Source organism: Methylocystis rosea SV97, from assembly GCF_000372845.1.
Taxonomy (GTDB): Bacteria; Pseudomonadota; Alphaproteobacteria; order Rhizobiales; family Beijerinckiaceae; genus Methylocystis; species Methylocystis rosea.
Window position 1 is genome coordinate 2203835 of record NZ_KB889963.1, and the last position, 14481, is coordinate 2218315.

Sequence of the window (14481 nt, forward strand, 5' to 3'; positions counted from 1 at the left end):
AGCGGCGCGGCGCGTGACGGTCATTGCTGTGCGACAGCCATTTGCGCGAGATAGGGTTCGACGGCGGTCATGATGCCGCGCGAGGCGCCGCCCAGTCTCTCGACAGTTTCGCCGGCGGCGCGCCCCATTTTGCGCATGCGCGATGGTTCGGAGAGGAGATAATGCGCGGCCCGCGCCAGCGATGCGGCGTCTGTAACGCGCGCGGCGGCTTTTGCGGCTGCGAGTTCGCCGTAGACTTCCGTGAAGTTTTCGACATAGGGGCCATGCAGGATGGCGCAGCCGAGCTTCGCCGGCTCGATTGGATTTTGTCCGCCGCCGGGCAGCAGCGACTTGCCCATCAGGACGACCCCGACGCTTCGAAAAACGAGGCCAAGCTCGCCGACGCTGTCGACGACGTAGACGTCGACGTCGCGCCGCGGCTCGCCTTCCTGCGAACGCAAGGCCGCAGTCAATCCTCTGGCGCGCGCGGCTTCGACAATCTCGGCGCCGCGCTCCCGATGACGCGGCGCGATGATCGTCAGCAGCGACGGGGTTTGCGCGGCCATGTCGACATGCGCGTCGAGCACGAGGTCCTCTTCGCCCGGATGGGTGGAGACCGCCGCCCACGCCGGCCGCCCGCCGATCGCGCCATTGAACTCGGCAAGCTTTGAAGAGTCGGCCGGCGGCGGCGGCACGTCGAATTTGAGATTGCCGGCGATGCGCACGCAACGCGCGCCGAGCGCCAGAAAGCGGGCCGCATTATCGGAATCCTGCGCGAGGCAAAGATCGACGGCGCCGAAGACGGATTTCGCCGCGCCGGGAACAGCCCGCCAGCGCTCGGCGGATTTGCGGGAGATGCGGGCGTTGGCGAGAACCAGCGGCGCGCCGCGCGCGCGCACGGCCGCGACGATATTGGGCCAAAGCTCCGACTCGGCGAAGACCGCGATGTCGGGACGCCAATGATCGAGGAAGCGTTCGACGAATTTCGGGGCGTCGATCGGCGCATATTGATGGAAAGCGCCCGCGGGTAAGCGCGCGCTGAGAACGCGCGCAGACGAGACGGTGCCGCTTGTCACGAGCACGTCGAGTCCGCGCTGAATGAAGCGGTCGATGAGCGGCAGCAGCGACAGGCTTTCGCCGAGGCTCGCGCCGTGCAGCCAGACGAGTCGTCCGCGTGGTCGGGGGCGGTTCGACTCGCCCATGCGTTCGGCCAATCGCGCGGGATCTTCCTTGCCGTGATTCGCACGCCAATTGAGCGCGGCGCTGGCGAAGGGCGTCGCCGCGATCGTCGCCAGCCGGTACACTGTCAGAAGCGACATGTTTCCAATCTATTAAGAATCCGGTCCACATTCGCCATTTGACGGCGTCTTCTCCGCGCGTCGAGCCAACCGGGATGCCGCCTTTATGCCTGGCAATACCGGCGAATTTTGGAACGCCGCCTATAGCTCCTCCACATCCGGATCGAGCAGCCGATAAAGATGCACCACGAAATAGCGCATATGCGCATTGTCCACCGTGGATTGCGCTTTGGCTTTCCATGCGGCGAGCGCGCTATCGTTGTCTGGATAGATGCCGACGATGTCGAGCTTGCCCGGATCGCGGAACGCCACGCCGTCAAGCGTCTCCAGCTCGCCGCCAAATACAAGATGCAACAGCTGTTTTTCTTTCTTCGCCGAGGTTACTTGCGTCGTTTTGTTCATAATTTTCCTTCCAAGACCTCCCGCGCCAGCGCGAGGCTATCGTCGAACAGCGATTTCGGAGCCGCGATGAGCATGTCGCGGGCGAGCGACGCGCGATTATAGGTGAGCGCGACGCCCTCCGGCTCGCTCAACATGGCGCCCGCTTCTGCGAGGAGAATATCCGCGGCGGCGATGTCCCAGTCGCGCGCATTAGGCCCGGCGACCACGATATCATGCCGGCCGGAGGCGATATCGGCAAGCCGCAGCGCGAGCGAGGGCGTTCGCGGCGCCATCACGAATCCCCGGGGCGACGCGGCCAGCCGGTCCTGCATCGTACGAGGCGCGACGAGCGCCGCGCCGGCGATTCCGGCGCGCTGCGGCGCGATGAGGGGGGAGCCGTTGAGGAAGGCGCCGAGCCCAAGCGCGCCGACATAAGTCTCGCCGAGCGCCGGCGCGTGGATGATTCCGGCGACCGGCCGGCCGCGAACCACCAGAGCGATGGAAACCGACCAGCGCGCGTCGCCCCGCGAAAACGCGTGCGTTCCATCGATCGGATCGACCACCATCAAGGCGTCCCGCGTCAGCCGCTCGGCCGTGTCGACGCTCTCTTCAGAAAGCCATGCCGCCTCGGGCGCGATCCGCGCCATCTCATGGAACAGGAACCGATCGACGGCGAAATCCGCCTCGGTGACCGGCGAGCCGCCGCCCTTGTAGGACACTGCGGCGGTCGTGGTTTCGCCCAGGCGGAAATAAGCCATGGCGATGTCGCCGGCCCTGCGCGTGACGCTCTCGAGTTCTGGAAGAAAAGCGGCGAGTTCTGCTTGGCTGGAGCCCATCATGAGGAGGAGTAGGTGAGGCGCCGGCGAGCCGCAAGCGGGCGCGTTGCGCAGAATAGGAGCAATTTGAACGAATTCGTTTTCATGGACTTCACTCTCATCGCCTAAACCATGCGTAGAAGCAATGATTTACGTGCTGTTCACCAGGCTTTTTAGGGCCTTCGCCGGCAGGCTGCGGCAATATAAGCGCCGACAGAGAATTCAAGCCGCAAGGAGCGATCGATGGTTGAGGCCAATACTGCGCGCAGGATCGACGAAAGGGTCTTCGTTCAGCGTGATCGCCGCGCCGACGGCGGGGCGCGGCGCATCCGCGTGACCCGGGAAGACGTCTTGATCTCCCGCCGATACAGCGGCGTTTCCATGGTCATCTCGGTGCCCGTCACCGCCTATTGCGGCGTCGCCCTCGAGGTGCAGCCCGCGGACGACGGATCGCCGCGCTACGTTCTTTCGCTGGCGCACCGCGACCCGGACCTCGACATTCTTCTCGGCGATACTCAAGACTGCGGCGCTGCGGCGTCGGACTGGCGTCACTGGGCGGCCTGGCTGGGGCTGCCGCGCGTCACCGAGGAGGATGGCGCATTGCGTTCGCTCGAGGCCGTCGCCGAAGAGTTCGCCGCCGCCTCCGCGCGCCGGCGCTGCGAGACCAGTTTGGGCAAGCGTCGTCCGCGATTTCTCATTCGCCGCAAGGCCGGCGACTCCCGCCGCACGAAGGTCGTACATGGCGACGAGCGCGAGATCACTTCTTATGAATGAAGCGTCTCCTGCGCGGCTGACGCGCCAAGGACGATCTTCTCGAAGCCTTCGCGGATTTCCTGCTCCTTGAGCTTCCTGCCGATGAAAACGAGGCGCGATTCGCGCTTCTCTCCTTCTTTCCATTCTCGCTGCAAATCGCCGTCCAGGATCTGATGGACGCCCTGGAACACGAACCGTCGCGGCTCGTCCTTGAAAGCGATGATTCCCTTGCTGCGCAGAATGTCCGGCCCGTCGCGCTGAATAAGATCGTTCAGCCACGGAACGAATCGTTCAGGATCGACCGGGCCGTCGTGGCGGATCGAGACGGAATGCATTTCGTCGTCATGGAAATGCTTCAGCCCGGCGTGGGGCGCGTGATGATTTTCATGCGCATGCGCATGCGCATGCTCATGCTCATGGCCATGACCGTGCTGATGATCGTGGTCGTGATGATCATGGTCGTGGTGATCATGGCCGCAATCTGGAGCGCATTCGTGATCATGGCCATCGTCATGATCGTGACTCGACTCCTCGGCTTCGAGGAACGCCGGCTCGATTTCCAGAATTCTGTCGAGGTCGAAAGCGTTGCGCTCCAAAACCGCCTGCAAGGGAACGTCCGACCTCACCGCCCGATGCAAAGCGGCGTAGGGATTGATCGCGCGGATGCGGCCTTCGACTTCCGCGAGCTCATCGGCTGAAACGAGATCGGTTTTGTTCAGGACGATCACGTCGGCAAAGGCGATCTGACTCTTCGCTTCCGGCGCGTCCTTCAGCCGCTCGCCAAGCCATTTGGCGTCGGCGACCGTCACCACCGCATCGAGCCGCGCCGCCTCCTTGACGTCAGCGTCCATGAAGAAGGTCTGCGCGACGGGAGCCGGATTGGCGAGCCCCGTCGTCTCGACGATGATCGCGTCGAACTTGCCGCGTCGGCGCATCAGGCCCTCGATGATGCGAATGAGATCGCCGCGTACGGTGCAGCAGATGCAGCCGTTGTTCATCTCGAAGACTTCTTCGTCGGCGCCGACGACAAGGTCATTGTCGATGCCGATCTCGCCGAATTCATTGACGATGACGGCGTAGCGCCGGCCATGCTGCTCGGTGAGAATGCGGTTGAGAAGCGTCGTCTTGCCGGCGCCGAGATAGCCGGTGATGACGGTAACGGGGATTTTCTCGGTCAATGCCGCTTACTCCAGTTCGACCCTAATGATCGGCCTTGCGCGAAACTCTCTGAGGGGGCCAAGCCTGCTCCCTCTCCCACGAGTGGGGGAGGGGTGGGGAGGGGGTTAGGGCGCCAGGGCTTTCGTCAATTCTCTTACATTGTGGCGCATCATGTCGATATAGGTTGCGCCATCGCCTTTGGCGTCCGACAGCGCATCGGAATAAAGGACCCCGCCGACCTGGGCGCCGGTCTCGCTGGCGATGCGCTTGGCGAGGCGCGGGTCGGCGACGTTCTCGACAAAGACCGCCCGAACCTTATGCGCCCTGACCGCGTCGATGATCTTCGCGACGTCACGGGCGCTGACGTCAGCCTCTGTCGACACGCCCTGCGGGGCGATGAATTCGACGCCGTAGCGCGCGGCGAAATAGCCGAAGGCGTCATGGGTCGAAACCACCCGGCGCCGCTCCTTGGGAATGGCGGCGATCGCTTGTAGGATTTCCGCGTCGAGCGCGTCGAGCTTGGCGAGATAGGCGTCGGCGTTGGCCTTATAGGTCTTTGCGCCCTCGGGATCGACGGCCGTCAGCGCTTCCCGGATCGCCTCGACATAAACTTTGGCGTTGGCGACGTCCTGCCAGGCGTGCGGATCTTGCCCCTCTTCGTCCTTTCGCGCAGTGACGCCTTTGCCTAAGGTGAACACCTCTCCCTTGCTTTTGGCGGCAGTGACGAGACGGTCGAGCCAGCCTTCAAATCCGAGTCCGTTGACGAAAATCAGCCGGGCTTGCGCAATGTTGCGGCCATCGGCCGGACTGGGCTGGTAGACATGGGCGTCGCCGTCGGGACCGACGATAGTGGTGACAGCGACCCGGTCGCCGCCGACCTGCCGCACAAGATCGCCGATAATCGAAAAGCTTGCAACGACGGGTATTTTCTGCGCCTCCGCCATCGCTGGCGCGGCCAATGCGGCGAGTGAAAGCGCTAGCGCGCTGCGGCGTGTAAGCATCGCTCTATCCTTCAAGATGCCGGCGCGGCCGTTTTAATCGCAGCACGCCGCCGGCGCGGCCAAAAATCATCGAGAAAAAATAGACGACGCCCGCGGCGAGAATTATGGCGGGTCCTGTCGGCGCGCTGGTCTCGTTGGAGAAGACGAGACCGCCGTAACAGCAGAGGGCGCCGATCCCTGCCGCGAGCGGCAGGGCGACGGCGAGATCGCGGGTCCACAACCGCGCCGCAGCGGCGGGAAGCATCATCACGCCGACGGCCATCAGCGTGCCGAGTGCATGAAAGCCCGCGACGAGATTGAGCACAACCAGGGCGAGGAAGAGGAAGGGCGTGAATTCGCCGAATGCGCTCGTCTGCCGCAAGAACAGAGGATCGAGCGTATCCAGCACCAGCGCTCGGTAGAAAACCGCCAGCAGAATGAGCGTGAGAGTCGAGACGCCGACAAGCAGCAGGAGCGCCGCGTCATCAAGTCCGACGACTGAGCCGAAGAGCACGTGGAGCAGATCGACGTTTGAGCCGCGCAGCGATACGAGCGTCACGCCCAGCGCCAGCGAGACGAGATAGAAGGCCGCGAGCGACGCGTCTTCGCGCAGCGTCGTAAATCGCGAGGCCGCGCCGGCGGCGAGCGCGACGACGAGCCCGGCGAAGAGGCCGCCGAAGGTCATCGCAGGCAAAGAAAGGCCGGCGACGAGATAGCCGACGGCGGCGCCAGGCAGGATCGCATGGGACAACGCGTCGCCGGCAAGCGACATACGCCGAAGGATCAAAAAGACCCCGAGCGGCGCGCCCGAGAGCGCGAGCGCCAGGGAGCCGACAAGCGCCCGTCGCATGAATTCATAATCGGCGAATGGCGTGACGAAGACGTCAGTGAACATGCAGCTTATCTTCGGCGTCAAACTCATCGCGAAGACATTCGCGTGCGCGCTCGTCGAAGGCTTCCGACATCGCGCGCGCGCGAACGAGATTCTTTTCGCAAAGGGCGTCGCGCGTGTCGCCCCAGAAGATGCACTCGCGGGCAAGCAGCAGCGTGCGCGGGAAGGCGCGGCGGACGATGTCCAGTTCATGGAGAACGGCGACGACGGTACGCCCTTCGGTGCGCCATCGGGCGATCAAGGCCAAAAGATCGTCGATCGTCGCTGCGTCGATCGCGCCGAAAGGCTCGTCGAGAAGAATCACCGGCTGATCCTGAACGATCAGCCGCGCGAACAGCGCCCGCTGCATCTGCCCCCCAGACAGGGTTTCGAGCGTCCGTGATTCGAAGCCGACGAGTCCGACCGTTTCGATCGCCGCGCCCACCCGAATCTGCTCGGCCGCGTTCAGCGCCCCGAAAAGACCGACGCGCGCCAGAGCGCCCATGGCCACGAAATCGCGCACATTGATCGGAAAGGCGCGGTCAATGTCGACGACCTGCGGCAGATAGGCGACGGCGCGCGGCGACAGACCGCCGAAACGGATTTCGCCGCCGAGCGGCGCCAGCAGCCCGGCGAGCGCCTTGAGCAGCGTCGACTTGCCCGCGCCGTTCGGGCCGCAGACGGCGAGTCCCTCTCCAGGGGCGATTTCGCCTTCAAGGTGATGAACCGCGGGGCGACGATCATAACCGAGGGTGAGATTGACGAGCCGGATCGCCGGCGCATTGGCCGCCGCGCTCAATGCAGCGCCCAGTAGGCGCCGGCCCACAGGGCCGCAAGAAGCAGCGCGGCGACGATGACGCGGGCGCCGGCGGAGGCTCCGAGAGCTGAGAGCCGCGCCCCTCGAGCGTCAGTGGCTGCGCTGGCGGGCACATGGGCCAGGGCGCGATGTTGGGTCGTCATGTCGAACATAGCCAATGTTATATTATAACGCCGAGATCGAACAAGCAGTCATCCGCAGCGCGGATAGACGCCGTGGAGCGCCGCATTAAGTATAGGTTGAGGCACGTTCACGCCAATCGGCCGTGGACAGGGGAGGGCGATTCTGTTATCCCGTGCCGCACGGGTCAGGCGCTCCGTCAGCGCCCGGATACCTATTCCCTATTATGGCCGCTCAACGACGGAGCCGTCGCGGCGGGTCCCAAACACAGGATGGATACGTGCAAGTTCTCGTTCGCGACAACAATGTCGATCAGGCGCTCAAGGCTCTGAAAAAGAAGATGCAACGCGAGGGCATCTTCCGCGAAATGAAACTGCGCGGTCACTATGAAAAGCCATCCGAGAAGCGCGCGCGCGAGAAGGCCGAAGCGGTCCGTCGCGCCCGCAAGCTGGCCCGCAAGAAGCTCCAACGCGAAGGCCTGCTGCCGGTCAAGGCGAAGCCGGTCGGCGCCCGCTGATCCGGCTAGAGCCGTCGAATTCTCGCCCGATTGCAAGCGCTTTTTAAAAATTGCGCATAGAAGATAGACGGGGAAGTCGTATTGCGGCTGGGAGGATCTGAAGGCATGGGCTTTTGCCGTGCGGCGACGTCGCGTCGCCAAGCTTCGCTCCTATCTGGTCAGTCTCTCACGCGCGGCGCGGTGGCGCTCGCCATCATCGCTCTCGCGGGCTGCGAGACCGCGAGCGGCATCCGTCCGCCGGGACGCGGCATCGCCGAGATCGCCGACACTGACGCCAACTCCGCCTCCGTCAACATTGATTCGCTCAGCGAAGTGATTCGGCGCAATCCGTCGAGCGCCGAGGCCTACAACACCCGCGGCGTCGCTTACGCTCGGGTCGGGCGGTTCCAGGAGGCGGTCGGCGACTTCACGCAGGCCATCAAGCTCGAGCCGAATAATTCGGCGGCCTTCACCAATCGCGCGCTCGCGCTCCGCCAAATGGGCCAGAGCGACGCCGCCCGCGCCGACTTCGACCGAGCGATCGAAGTCAATCCCAAACATGCGCCGGCTTATGTCGGTCGCGCCAACCTGCTGCGCGCCCAGGGCAACCTTGATCAGGCGCTTGCCGATCTCGACCAGGCGATCCGCCTCAATCCCGAAAGCGCGCAGGCGTTTCATGCGCGCGGGCTCATCCACCAGAAGCGTGGCGATGATGCGCGCGCCGTGACGGATTTCGACAACGCGATCGACCGCGATCCCTTTGCGGCGGCGCCCTATCTGGCGCGCGGCGAAAGCCTGGTTAAACTCGGCAAATTCGACAAGGCGGTCGAAGACTTCAACGCCGCGCTCAACGTCGACAGCAAGAGCGCGCTGGCGTGGGCCTGGCTCGGCGTCGCTTACGACAAGAGCGGCAACCGCTCCAAGGCGCAGGAATCCTATCAGCGCGCGCTCACGCTCGATCCGCAGCAGCCTCTCGCCAAACAGGGCATGGGGCGCGGTTAGCGCAGGTTCCGAAAAAGTAGACAGACTTTTTCGCTGAGAACCTGCTCCACCATTTCGATTTTGAGCGATTCCTTATCGAGCACATGATTTCATGTGATCGGGTAGCGCTCTAGTCTCGTGAGACGCGTTGGTCCTCACGCCACTGCCGGTAAACCGCAATCGCGAAGGCGACGGCCAGCACCAGGACGCAGCCGGCAATCGAAAGCCCAAGTTCGAGCGCTCTGTGGTTCGCGACATGCACGAATGCGGGCAATGCTGGGTCAGCGGCCGCCATGTCGCCCGCTACCCAGCCGAGAAGGCCTGCGCCCGCCCAGACCAGCGCCGGAAACCTCTCCAGCACTTTCAGCAGCGCGCCCGCGCCGAACATCACGATCGGCACCGAAACGAGAAGCCCGAAGACGATGAGATTGGTCGAGCCATGCGCCGCCGCCGCGATGGCGATCACATTGTCGAGCGACATCACCGCGTCTGCCATGATGATGGCCCCGACCGCGCTCCAGAGGTTGGGTTTGGCCTTGACGTCCGAATGCTCGGCTTCATCGATCAGCAGTTTCACGGCGACGATGAGCAGCAGAATCGCGCCGACAATTTTCAGATAGGGAACCGCCATAAGCTCGACGACGACGAGCGTGAAAGCGATGCGCAGAATGACGCCGCCCAGGGCGCCCAGAAAAACGCCCCAGCGTCGCTGACGCACGGGCAGTTGCCGACACGCAAGCGCAATCAAAATTGCGTTGTCGCCCGAGAGCAGCAGGTTGATCCAGATGATCTCGAAGACTTCCCAGCCAAGGCTGAATTCCGGAGACATGCGCGCTTCTTACCTGCTGGGCGAAGCCCATTGCTGCGGTTGCCGACGAACGGAGCTAGGACGATTCCGCTCGCCGCAATCCGCCTGATGCATTGGCGATGGGCGACCGTGCATCTGACGACTGAAGCTTTTCATCTGCAGGCGCCGCGCATCACGCACTTGCAATAGCGACATTTTACCAAAGAAGGAAGGCGTCGCTAAGCTTATGTAACCGCCGTTTTTTCTTTTTCCTGCGGAACAAGGGCCTTCACCCTGTGTTCATCTTGGAAAGGCGCGGCAAGTTCGACAATGGCGTCGGTTAAGTGCGCGCTGCAGGAGGTCACTATGGGCATGGCACAGCCAAACGCCAACCTCATTTCCAGCGATAAGGTCGAAGGCACCAACGTGTACGACGCGGCCGGCAACAAGATTGGCGCAATTGATCACCTGATGATCGATCGCGTCTCTGGTTCGGTTCGATACGCGATCATGACCTTCGGCGGCTTTCTCGGCATCGGCGAAGGCGAGCATCCCTTGCCATGGAAGGCGTTCCGTTACGACACCAATCTTGGCGGATACATCGCGGATGTGACGGAAGAGCAGCTGCAGAACGCTCCTGAATTCACAGGCGAAGAAAGCTGGAGCGATCGCGACTGGGAAAGCCGGCTGCACAGGAACTACGGGTCCTCCCCCTATTGGGAAGACACGACGACGTCAACGATGTCGAGAGACCGCTGACGTCTGAGTGTCTTTGACCGAAGTGGGAACCCGCGGTAGGGCGGAGCCGTAACTGGCTCCGCCCTTTTTGCGGCCTATATGGCGTCGAAAGGATTATTCGAAAGGCTTTTGGACATGCGCGTCGGAGCCGCCGCACTTTTGCTTTTCTGGACTCTGGGCGGCGGCGTCGCCGCGCCTCAGTCGGTTGGTCAAGACCGTCGCGGCGCGGAGATCGAATCCACTCTCAAGCGCATCAAGCTTCCTCCGGGCTTCTCGATTGCGCTCTATGCTCTAGCGCCTCGGGCGCGCACGCTCGCCATCGGGCGAGAAGGAAAGGCGATTTTTGTCGGCGCCGAGGAGAAGGACGTCTATGCGATCACGCCCGGGGAGAAGACGGCCGCTGCGGTCGAACGCTTCGCGCCGTCCATGCCATTCACGATGCCGCATGGCGTTTGCTTCTCAAATGACGGCGCGCTTTTTCTCGTTGAGCGTAACCGCGTCACACGGTTCGACGATGCGGAAAACACGTGGCGCGACGCTGCGGCGAACGCCAAGGTCGTCGTAAAATCAGGCGATCTCATTCCAAGGAACGAAGAGAGTCGCGGCCATTCTTCCCGCGTGTGCCGAATAGGTCCCGACGGCAAGCTCTATATTTCGCTTGGCCAGCCGCACAATGTCACGCCGCGAGACAAGCTTGCGCTTTACGAGAAGACGGGAATCGGCGGCGTCATTCGGATGAATCTCGACGGATCGCAGCGCGAAGTCTTCGCGACCGGCATTCGCAATTCCGTCGGCATGGCGTTCGATACGGACGGGTCGCTCTGGTTCACCGACAATCAGGTCGATTCCATGGGCGACGATCGTCCCCCTGGCGAAATCAATCGCGCCGACCGCGCAGGATTGAACTTCGGCTTCCCCTGGTATGGCGGCGGCCATGTTCGCACCAATGAATATGCGCGCGCTGAGCCGCCGAAGGGCGTCGTCTTTCCTGTCGTCGAAACGGCGCCGCACGCGGCCGATCTTGGCGTCATGTTTTACCGCGGCGACATGTTTCCGAAGGAATATCGGGGCGCGATGTTTTACGCGCAGCATGGTTCCTGGGACCGCAGCGTCCCAATCGGCGCGCGGGTGATGGTCACTCTCGCTGGACCAACCGCGAGCACGCCCTTCGCCGAAGGCTGGAACGACGGTTCCGGTTCCTATTTGGGCCGGCCCGTCGACGTCGCAGAGCTTGCGGATGGCTCGCTTCTCGTCACCGACGACCAGAACGGCGCGATTTACCGGATCAGCTACCAAGCGCCGTAAGCCGCGTCGTGAGCGCGCGCCCGTCATGGCCGGTGCAGAGCGCCTCGATCATCAGACCCGCTTCGACGCCCGGCGTGTGCGCAAGGGTGAAATCGGCGGCGCGCGCCGTGCCGCCGCGCTCGGTCAGCAGCCGCAAGGTTCGGCCGCATTGCGCGTCGAAATGGCGGCGCAGCGCGGCGTCGCCCTTTTCCCGCAATCGCGCCGCGCGCTCTTTGGCGATCTGCGGCGCGAGTTGCGGCATGCGCGCCGCCGGCGTTCCCGGGCGTGGCGAGAATGGAAAGACATGAAGGAGCGTGAGACCGCAGGCGTCGACAATGTCGAGCGTGGCGTCGAACATCGCTTCCGTCTCGGTCGGAAAGCCGACGATGAAGTCGGCGCCAAAGATGATGTCGGGCCGCGCCTCGCGCAGCGCGCGGCAGAGGCTGATCGCGTCCTGTCGCGAATGGCGGCGCTTCATGCGCTTCAAGATCAGATCGTCGCCGGACTGCAGCGACAGATGAAGATGCGGGCAAAGCCGCGGATCTTCCGCAAAAGCCTCGACGAGATCTTCGTCCACCTCAATGCAATCGACCGACGAGAGACGCAGCCGTTCAAGCTCTGGAAGGCGGCGCAGCAGCAGACGCACGAGGCGCCCGAGCGTCCAATCTTCGCCAAGGTCGACGCCATAGCTCGTGAGATCGACGCCCGTCAGCACGATCTCCTTTTTGCCGCTCGCGACAAGCGCGCCGGCCTGCGCGACGACCTCACTGGGCGGCGCCGAGCGCGCCGCGCCGCGGCCAAAAGGAATGATACAGAAGGTGCAGCGATGATCGCAGCCGTTCTGCACGGCAAGCAGTCCGCGCGTGCCCTCATTGCCCGCAAGCGCGCGATTTGGGGCATGTTCGGCGAGAACCCGCGTCACCCCCTCGATCTTGGCGAAACCCGGAGGGTCGAGCCGCGCCGCGCAGCCGGCAACGACGATCTCGGCGTCGGGCCGCTCGCGATGCAGGCGGCGGATCGCCTGACGCGCTTGTCGCGTGGCCTCGCCCGTGACGGCGCAGGTGTTGACGATCACTGTCTCGCGCGCGCTGGCGTGCGCTTTGGCGAGCTCCTGCGACTCGACGGCGTTAAGCCGGCAGCCGAAGGTCACGACCTCGGCGTTGCGCAGCGGCGCGTTCACGCGGCTACGCCTTCAAAAATCTGGGGATCGAGCCTGGTTTCAAATTCAAATTCGACCGCCCCCGTCATCAGCACATGATCGTCGGCGCGCCATTCGATTTGGAGATCGCCGCCCGGCAGGCGCAGACGCGCCGCGCGTTCGCTGAGCCCCACGCGCGCCGCGGCGACGAGCGTCGCGCAGGCGGCGGAGCCGCACGCCTTGGTCGCGCCGGTTCCACGCTCCCAGACGCGCAGCAGAATATCGTTTCGCGAAAGCATCTGTGCGAAGGAGACATTGACGCGTTCGGGAAAGAGCGGATGGCGTTCGATGCGCGGGCCAAGCGTCTCGAGATCAATCTGCGTCGCGTCGTCGACAAAGAACACGGCATGGGGATTGCCCATGCTGACCGCGGAGAAACGCGACGGCGCGCCAGCGACGGGCGGATCAAGCGCGACCTCGCGCGTATCCTCCACGGCGCGGGCGAGTGGAATCTCCTGCCAGCCCAACCGCGGACGACCCATGTCGACAGTGAAAACCGTGTCGGCTTCACGGCGCGTTTCGATGAGGCCGGCGTCCGTCTCCAGACGCAGCGCGTCCTTGCCTTCGCGCGCCAGCGCATAGGCGACGCAGCGCGTGCCGTTGCCGCAGGCGGCGGAGAGAGAACCGTCGATATTGTAGATGCGCATATACGCGTCGTCGCCAGGCCTGCGCGGCCTGTGGAGCGCCATCAGCTGATCGAAGCGCAGGCCGGGCGCCTTGGCGATGGCGCGCGCCTCCTGCGGCGCAAGCTCATGCTCGCTCACGCGCAAATCGAGAACGAGAATTTCGTTTCCGGCGCCGTTCATGCGCAGAATCGGAAGACGGTCGAGCGGATGCGCCATAGGCAGCTTTTCGTCTATTCTCCGAGAGACGCGCTCGTATATAGAGAAGGCTGCGCCGAAGCGCCACTGCGGGCTCCCGCCGGACGCGCGTCGCATGTGCGCGCGAAAAGGCCATGATGGCCGTTTAGGAAAGCTCGACGATGGAAGAAGAACCGGGCTTGCTGGACAGCCTGCGACGCCATTGGCGTGCGCTGGCGATCTTCATCATTCTGGTCGCGGGCGCCGCGATCTACTCCGAACGCGCGCTGGTTCCCGTCGGCGGCGTTCAGGAGGCGGACAAATCTGCCACGCTGCAAAGGCCTACACCACCAAACGCGGCGCCAGATAGGACATCCGGCGAGACGAGCGACGCCAAGCCGAGCGAGTCGAAGCCTACCGAGGCCCGTCCGACAGACGCCAATCCGACTGAAGCCGGTCCGACTGACGTCAAGCCAGGCGATGCAAGCCCGCCTCCGGGCGTCGCTGACGATGCGGCGCAGGCGGTGATGAGCCAGACCGTGACCGTCGACGCGCGCCCCGCCGCTGTGACTAAGGGGCAGGGCAAGTGGGAGGATGCCGGCAAGACCGTCGGCGAGGCTCTCGCCAGGCTCAGCGAGGCGGTCGGAAAGGCGGGGCTTGCGGTCAACGGTCGGCCATTCGCCGTCTTCACCAAAACCGACGACACGGGCTTCGCTTTCGAGGCGATGGTTCCGCTTGCGGCGGCGCCGGAAGGCAAGCCCAAGCTGCCTGAGGGCGTCAGCATCGGCGCGTCGCCCGCCGGCAAGGCGCTCAAATTCCAGCATCGCGGCGCTTACGACGAGATCGAGGCCACGTATGAGGCCATCGCCGCCTATCTCGACGAGAAGGGGCTCGATACGAAGGATCTTATTCTCGAGGAATATCTGACCGATTTTAAGGGCGACGACGCGAGCGTCGACGTCGATATTTATGTGTTTTTGAAGTGAGCGGTTGCGAATCCACCCATCAATGTTATAACTTAGTTA

The 14481-nt window shown here is 63.8% G+C and carries 16 protein-coding genes and 1 pseudogene; 6 read left to right on the forward strand and 11 right to left on the reverse strand.

Annotation, left to right across the window (positions count from 1 at the left end):
• Positions 1-20: 20 nt before the first annotated feature.
• From A3OO_RS0111540 to A3OO_RS0111550, 3 genes are all read right to left on the reverse strand, one after another.
• Positions 21-1298: a 3-deoxy-D-manno-octulosonic acid transferase gene (locus A3OO_RS0111540; protein WP_018408003.1), complete on the reverse strand. Its 1278-nt coding sequence runs from the start codon at positions 1296-1298 to the stop codon at positions 21-23.
• Positions 1299-1418: 120 nt separating this feature from the next.
• Positions 1419-1679, reverse strand: a complete 261-nt coding sequence (locus tag A3OO_RS0111545) for a DUF4170 domain-containing protein (protein ID WP_018408004.1) — start codon at positions 1677-1679, stop codon at positions 1419-1421.
• A complete protein-coding gene (locus tag A3OO_RS0111550; protein WP_245257151.1) occupies positions 1676-2497 on the reverse strand; it encodes a 3'(2'),5'-bisphosphate nucleotidase CysQ in 822 nt (273 codons plus the stop codon). Before A3OO_RS0111550 ends, A3OO_RS0111545 begins: the two co-directional genes overlap by 4 nt.
• Before the next feature lie 219 nt (positions 2498-2716).
• Between A3OO_RS0111550 and A3OO_RS0111555 the strand changes: the two genes are divergently transcribed.
• The gene (locus A3OO_RS0111555) at positions 2717-3247 is read left to right on the forward strand and encodes a DUF6101 family protein (protein ID WP_018408006.1); all 531 of its coding nucleotides are present in this window, start codon (positions 2717-2719) and stop codon (positions 3245-3247) included.
• Here the strand turns inward: A3OO_RS0111555 and A3OO_RS0111560 are convergent.
• The 5 genes from A3OO_RS0111560 to A3OO_RS23590 form a co-directional block, all read right to left on the reverse strand.
• Positions 3238-4404, reverse strand: coding sequence for a CobW family GTP-binding protein (locus tag A3OO_RS0111560; RefSeq protein WP_018408007.1), 1167 nt, complete (start codon positions 4402-4404; stop codon positions 3238-3240). The two genes, A3OO_RS0111555 and A3OO_RS0111560, sit on opposite strands and share 10 nt — an antisense overlap.
• A 105-nt stretch (positions 4405-4509) precedes the next feature.
• The gene (locus tag A3OO_RS0111565) at positions 4510-5385 is read right to left on the reverse strand and encodes a metal ABC transporter substrate-binding protein (RefSeq protein WP_026222910.1); all 876 of its coding nucleotides are present in this window, start codon (positions 5383-5385) and stop codon (positions 4510-4512) included.
• 4 nt (positions 5386-5389) lie between these two features.
• Complete coding sequence (locus A3OO_RS0111570; protein WP_018408009.1) at positions 5390-6259, reverse strand: metal ABC transporter permease; 870 nt, start codon at positions 6257-6259, stop codon at positions 5390-5392.
• Positions 6249-7034 (reverse strand): metal ABC transporter ATP-binding protein, encoded by a 786-nt coding sequence (locus tag A3OO_RS0111575; RefSeq protein WP_018408010.1) that lies wholly within the window; start codon positions 7032-7034, stop codon positions 6249-6251. The genes A3OO_RS0111570 and A3OO_RS0111575 overlap by 11 nt, the downstream gene beginning before the upstream one ends.
• Complete coding sequence (locus A3OO_RS23590) at positions 7031-7195, reverse strand: hypothetical protein (RefSeq protein WP_156824806.1); 165 nt, start codon at positions 7193-7195, stop codon at positions 7031-7033. The genes A3OO_RS0111575 and A3OO_RS23590 overlap by 4 nt, the downstream gene beginning before the upstream one ends.
• Before the next feature lie 257 nt (positions 7196-7452).
• On the opposite strand from A3OO_RS23590, the pseudogene rpsU reads away from it, so the two are divergent.
• Positions 7453-7677 (forward strand): annotated as a pseudogene (gene rpsU / locus A3OO_RS0111585) (30S ribosomal protein S21); the annotation flags it as partial.
• 117 nt (positions 7678-7794) lie between these two features.
• Positions 7795-8670: a tetratricopeptide repeat protein gene (locus A3OO_RS0111590; protein WP_026222911.1), complete on the forward strand. Its 876-nt coding sequence runs from the start codon at positions 7795-7797 to the stop codon at positions 8668-8670.
• A gap of 109 nt (positions 8671-8779) precedes the next feature.
• Here the strand turns inward: A3OO_RS0111590 and A3OO_RS0111600 are convergent, their stop codons facing one another.
• Positions 8780-9478 carry a TerC family protein gene (locus A3OO_RS0111600; RefSeq protein WP_018408014.1) on the reverse strand — a complete coding sequence of 233 codons (699 nt, stop codon included), beginning with the start codon at positions 9476-9478 and terminating at the stop codon, positions 8780-8782.
• 288 nt (positions 9479-9766) lie between these two features.
• Between A3OO_RS0111600 and A3OO_RS0111610 the strand changes: the two genes are divergently transcribed.
• Both A3OO_RS0111610 and A3OO_RS0111615 read left to right on the forward strand, forming a co-directional pair.
• Positions 9767-10195, forward strand: a complete 429-nt coding sequence (locus A3OO_RS0111610) for a PRC-barrel domain-containing protein (RefSeq protein WP_156824807.1) — start codon at positions 9767-9769, stop codon at positions 10193-10195.
• 114 nt (positions 10196-10309) lie between these two features.
• On the forward strand, positions 10310-11479 hold the full coding sequence (locus A3OO_RS0111615; protein WP_040573845.1) for a PQQ-dependent sugar dehydrogenase: 1170 nt from the start codon (positions 10310-10312) through the stop codon (positions 11477-11479).
• Here the strand turns inward: A3OO_RS0111615 and A3OO_RS0111620 are convergent.
• Positions 11460-12638, reverse strand: coding sequence for a MiaB/RimO family radical SAM methylthiotransferase (locus A3OO_RS0111620; protein WP_018408019.1), 1179 nt, complete (start codon positions 12636-12638; stop codon positions 11460-11462). The two genes, A3OO_RS0111615 and A3OO_RS0111620, sit on opposite strands and share 20 nt — an antisense overlap.
• Positions 12635-13498 carry a diaminopimelate epimerase gene (gene dapF / locus A3OO_RS0111625; RefSeq protein ID WP_018408020.1) on the reverse strand — a complete coding sequence of 288 codons (864 nt, stop codon included), beginning with the start codon at positions 13496-13498 and terminating at the stop codon, positions 12635-12637. Before dapF ends, A3OO_RS0111620 begins: the two co-directional genes overlap by 4 nt.
• A 140-nt stretch (positions 13499-13638) precedes the next feature.
• On the opposite strand from dapF, the gene A3OO_RS0111630 reads away from it, so the two are divergent.
• Positions 13639-14442, forward strand: coding sequence for a GyrI-like domain-containing protein (locus tag A3OO_RS0111630; protein ID WP_018408021.1), 804 nt, complete (start codon positions 13639-13641; stop codon positions 14440-14442).
• The last annotated feature ends 39 nt before the right edge of the window (positions 14443-14481 follow it).

Bases quoted from the DNA above. Each gene is read 5' to 3' on its own strand.
- A3OO_RS0111610 (WP_156824807.1), top strand. From the start codon at position 9,767: ATGGCGTCGGTTAAGTGCGCGCTGCAGGAGGTCACTATGGGCATGGCA.
- A3OO_RS0111590 (WP_026222911.1), top strand. From the start codon at position 7,795: ATGGGCTTTTGCCGTGCGGCGACGTCGCGTCGCCAAGCTTCGCTCCTA.
- A3OO_RS0111550 (WP_245257151.1), bottom strand. From the start codon at position 2,497: ATGATGGGCTCCAGCCAAGCAGAACTCGCCGCTTTTCTTCCAGAACTC.
- A3OO_RS0111570 (WP_018408009.1), bottom strand. From the start codon at position 6,259: ATGTTCACTGACGTCTTCGTCACGCCATTCGCCGATTATGAATTCATG.
- dapF (WP_018408020.1), bottom strand. From the start codon at position 13,498: ATGGCGCATCCGCTCGACCGTCTTCCGATTCTGCGCATGAACGGCGCC.
- A3OO_RS0111600 (WP_018408014.1), bottom strand. From the start codon at position 9,478: ATGTCTCCGGAATTCAGCCTTGGCTGGGAAGTCTTCGAGATCATCTGG.
- A3OO_RS0111540 (WP_018408003.1), bottom strand. From the start codon at position 1,298: ATGTCGCTTCTGACAGTGTACCGGCTGGCGACGATCGCGGCGACGCCC.
- A3OO_RS0111630 (WP_018408021.1), top strand. From the start codon at position 13,639: ATGGAAGAAGAACCGGGCTTGCTGGACAGCCTGCGACGCCATTGGCGT.
- A3OO_RS0111555 (WP_018408006.1), top strand. From the start codon at position 2,717: ATGGTTGAGGCCAATACTGCGCGCAGGATCGACGAAAGGGTCTTCGTT.
- A3OO_RS0111545 (WP_018408004.1), bottom strand. From the start codon at position 1,679: ATGAACAAAACGACGCAAGTAACCTCGGCGAAGAAAGAAAAACAGCTG.
- A3OO_RS23590 (WP_156824806.1), bottom strand. From the start codon at position 7,195: ATGACGACCCAACATCGCGCCCTGGCCCATGTGCCCGCCAGCGCAGCC.
- A3OO_RS0111615 (WP_040573845.1), top strand. From the start codon at position 10,310: ATGCGCGTCGGAGCCGCCGCACTTTTGCTTTTCTGGACTCTGGGCGGC.
- A3OO_RS0111565 (WP_026222910.1), bottom strand. From the start codon at position 5,385: ATGCTTACACGCCGCAGCGCGCTAGCGCTTTCACTCGCCGCATTGGCC.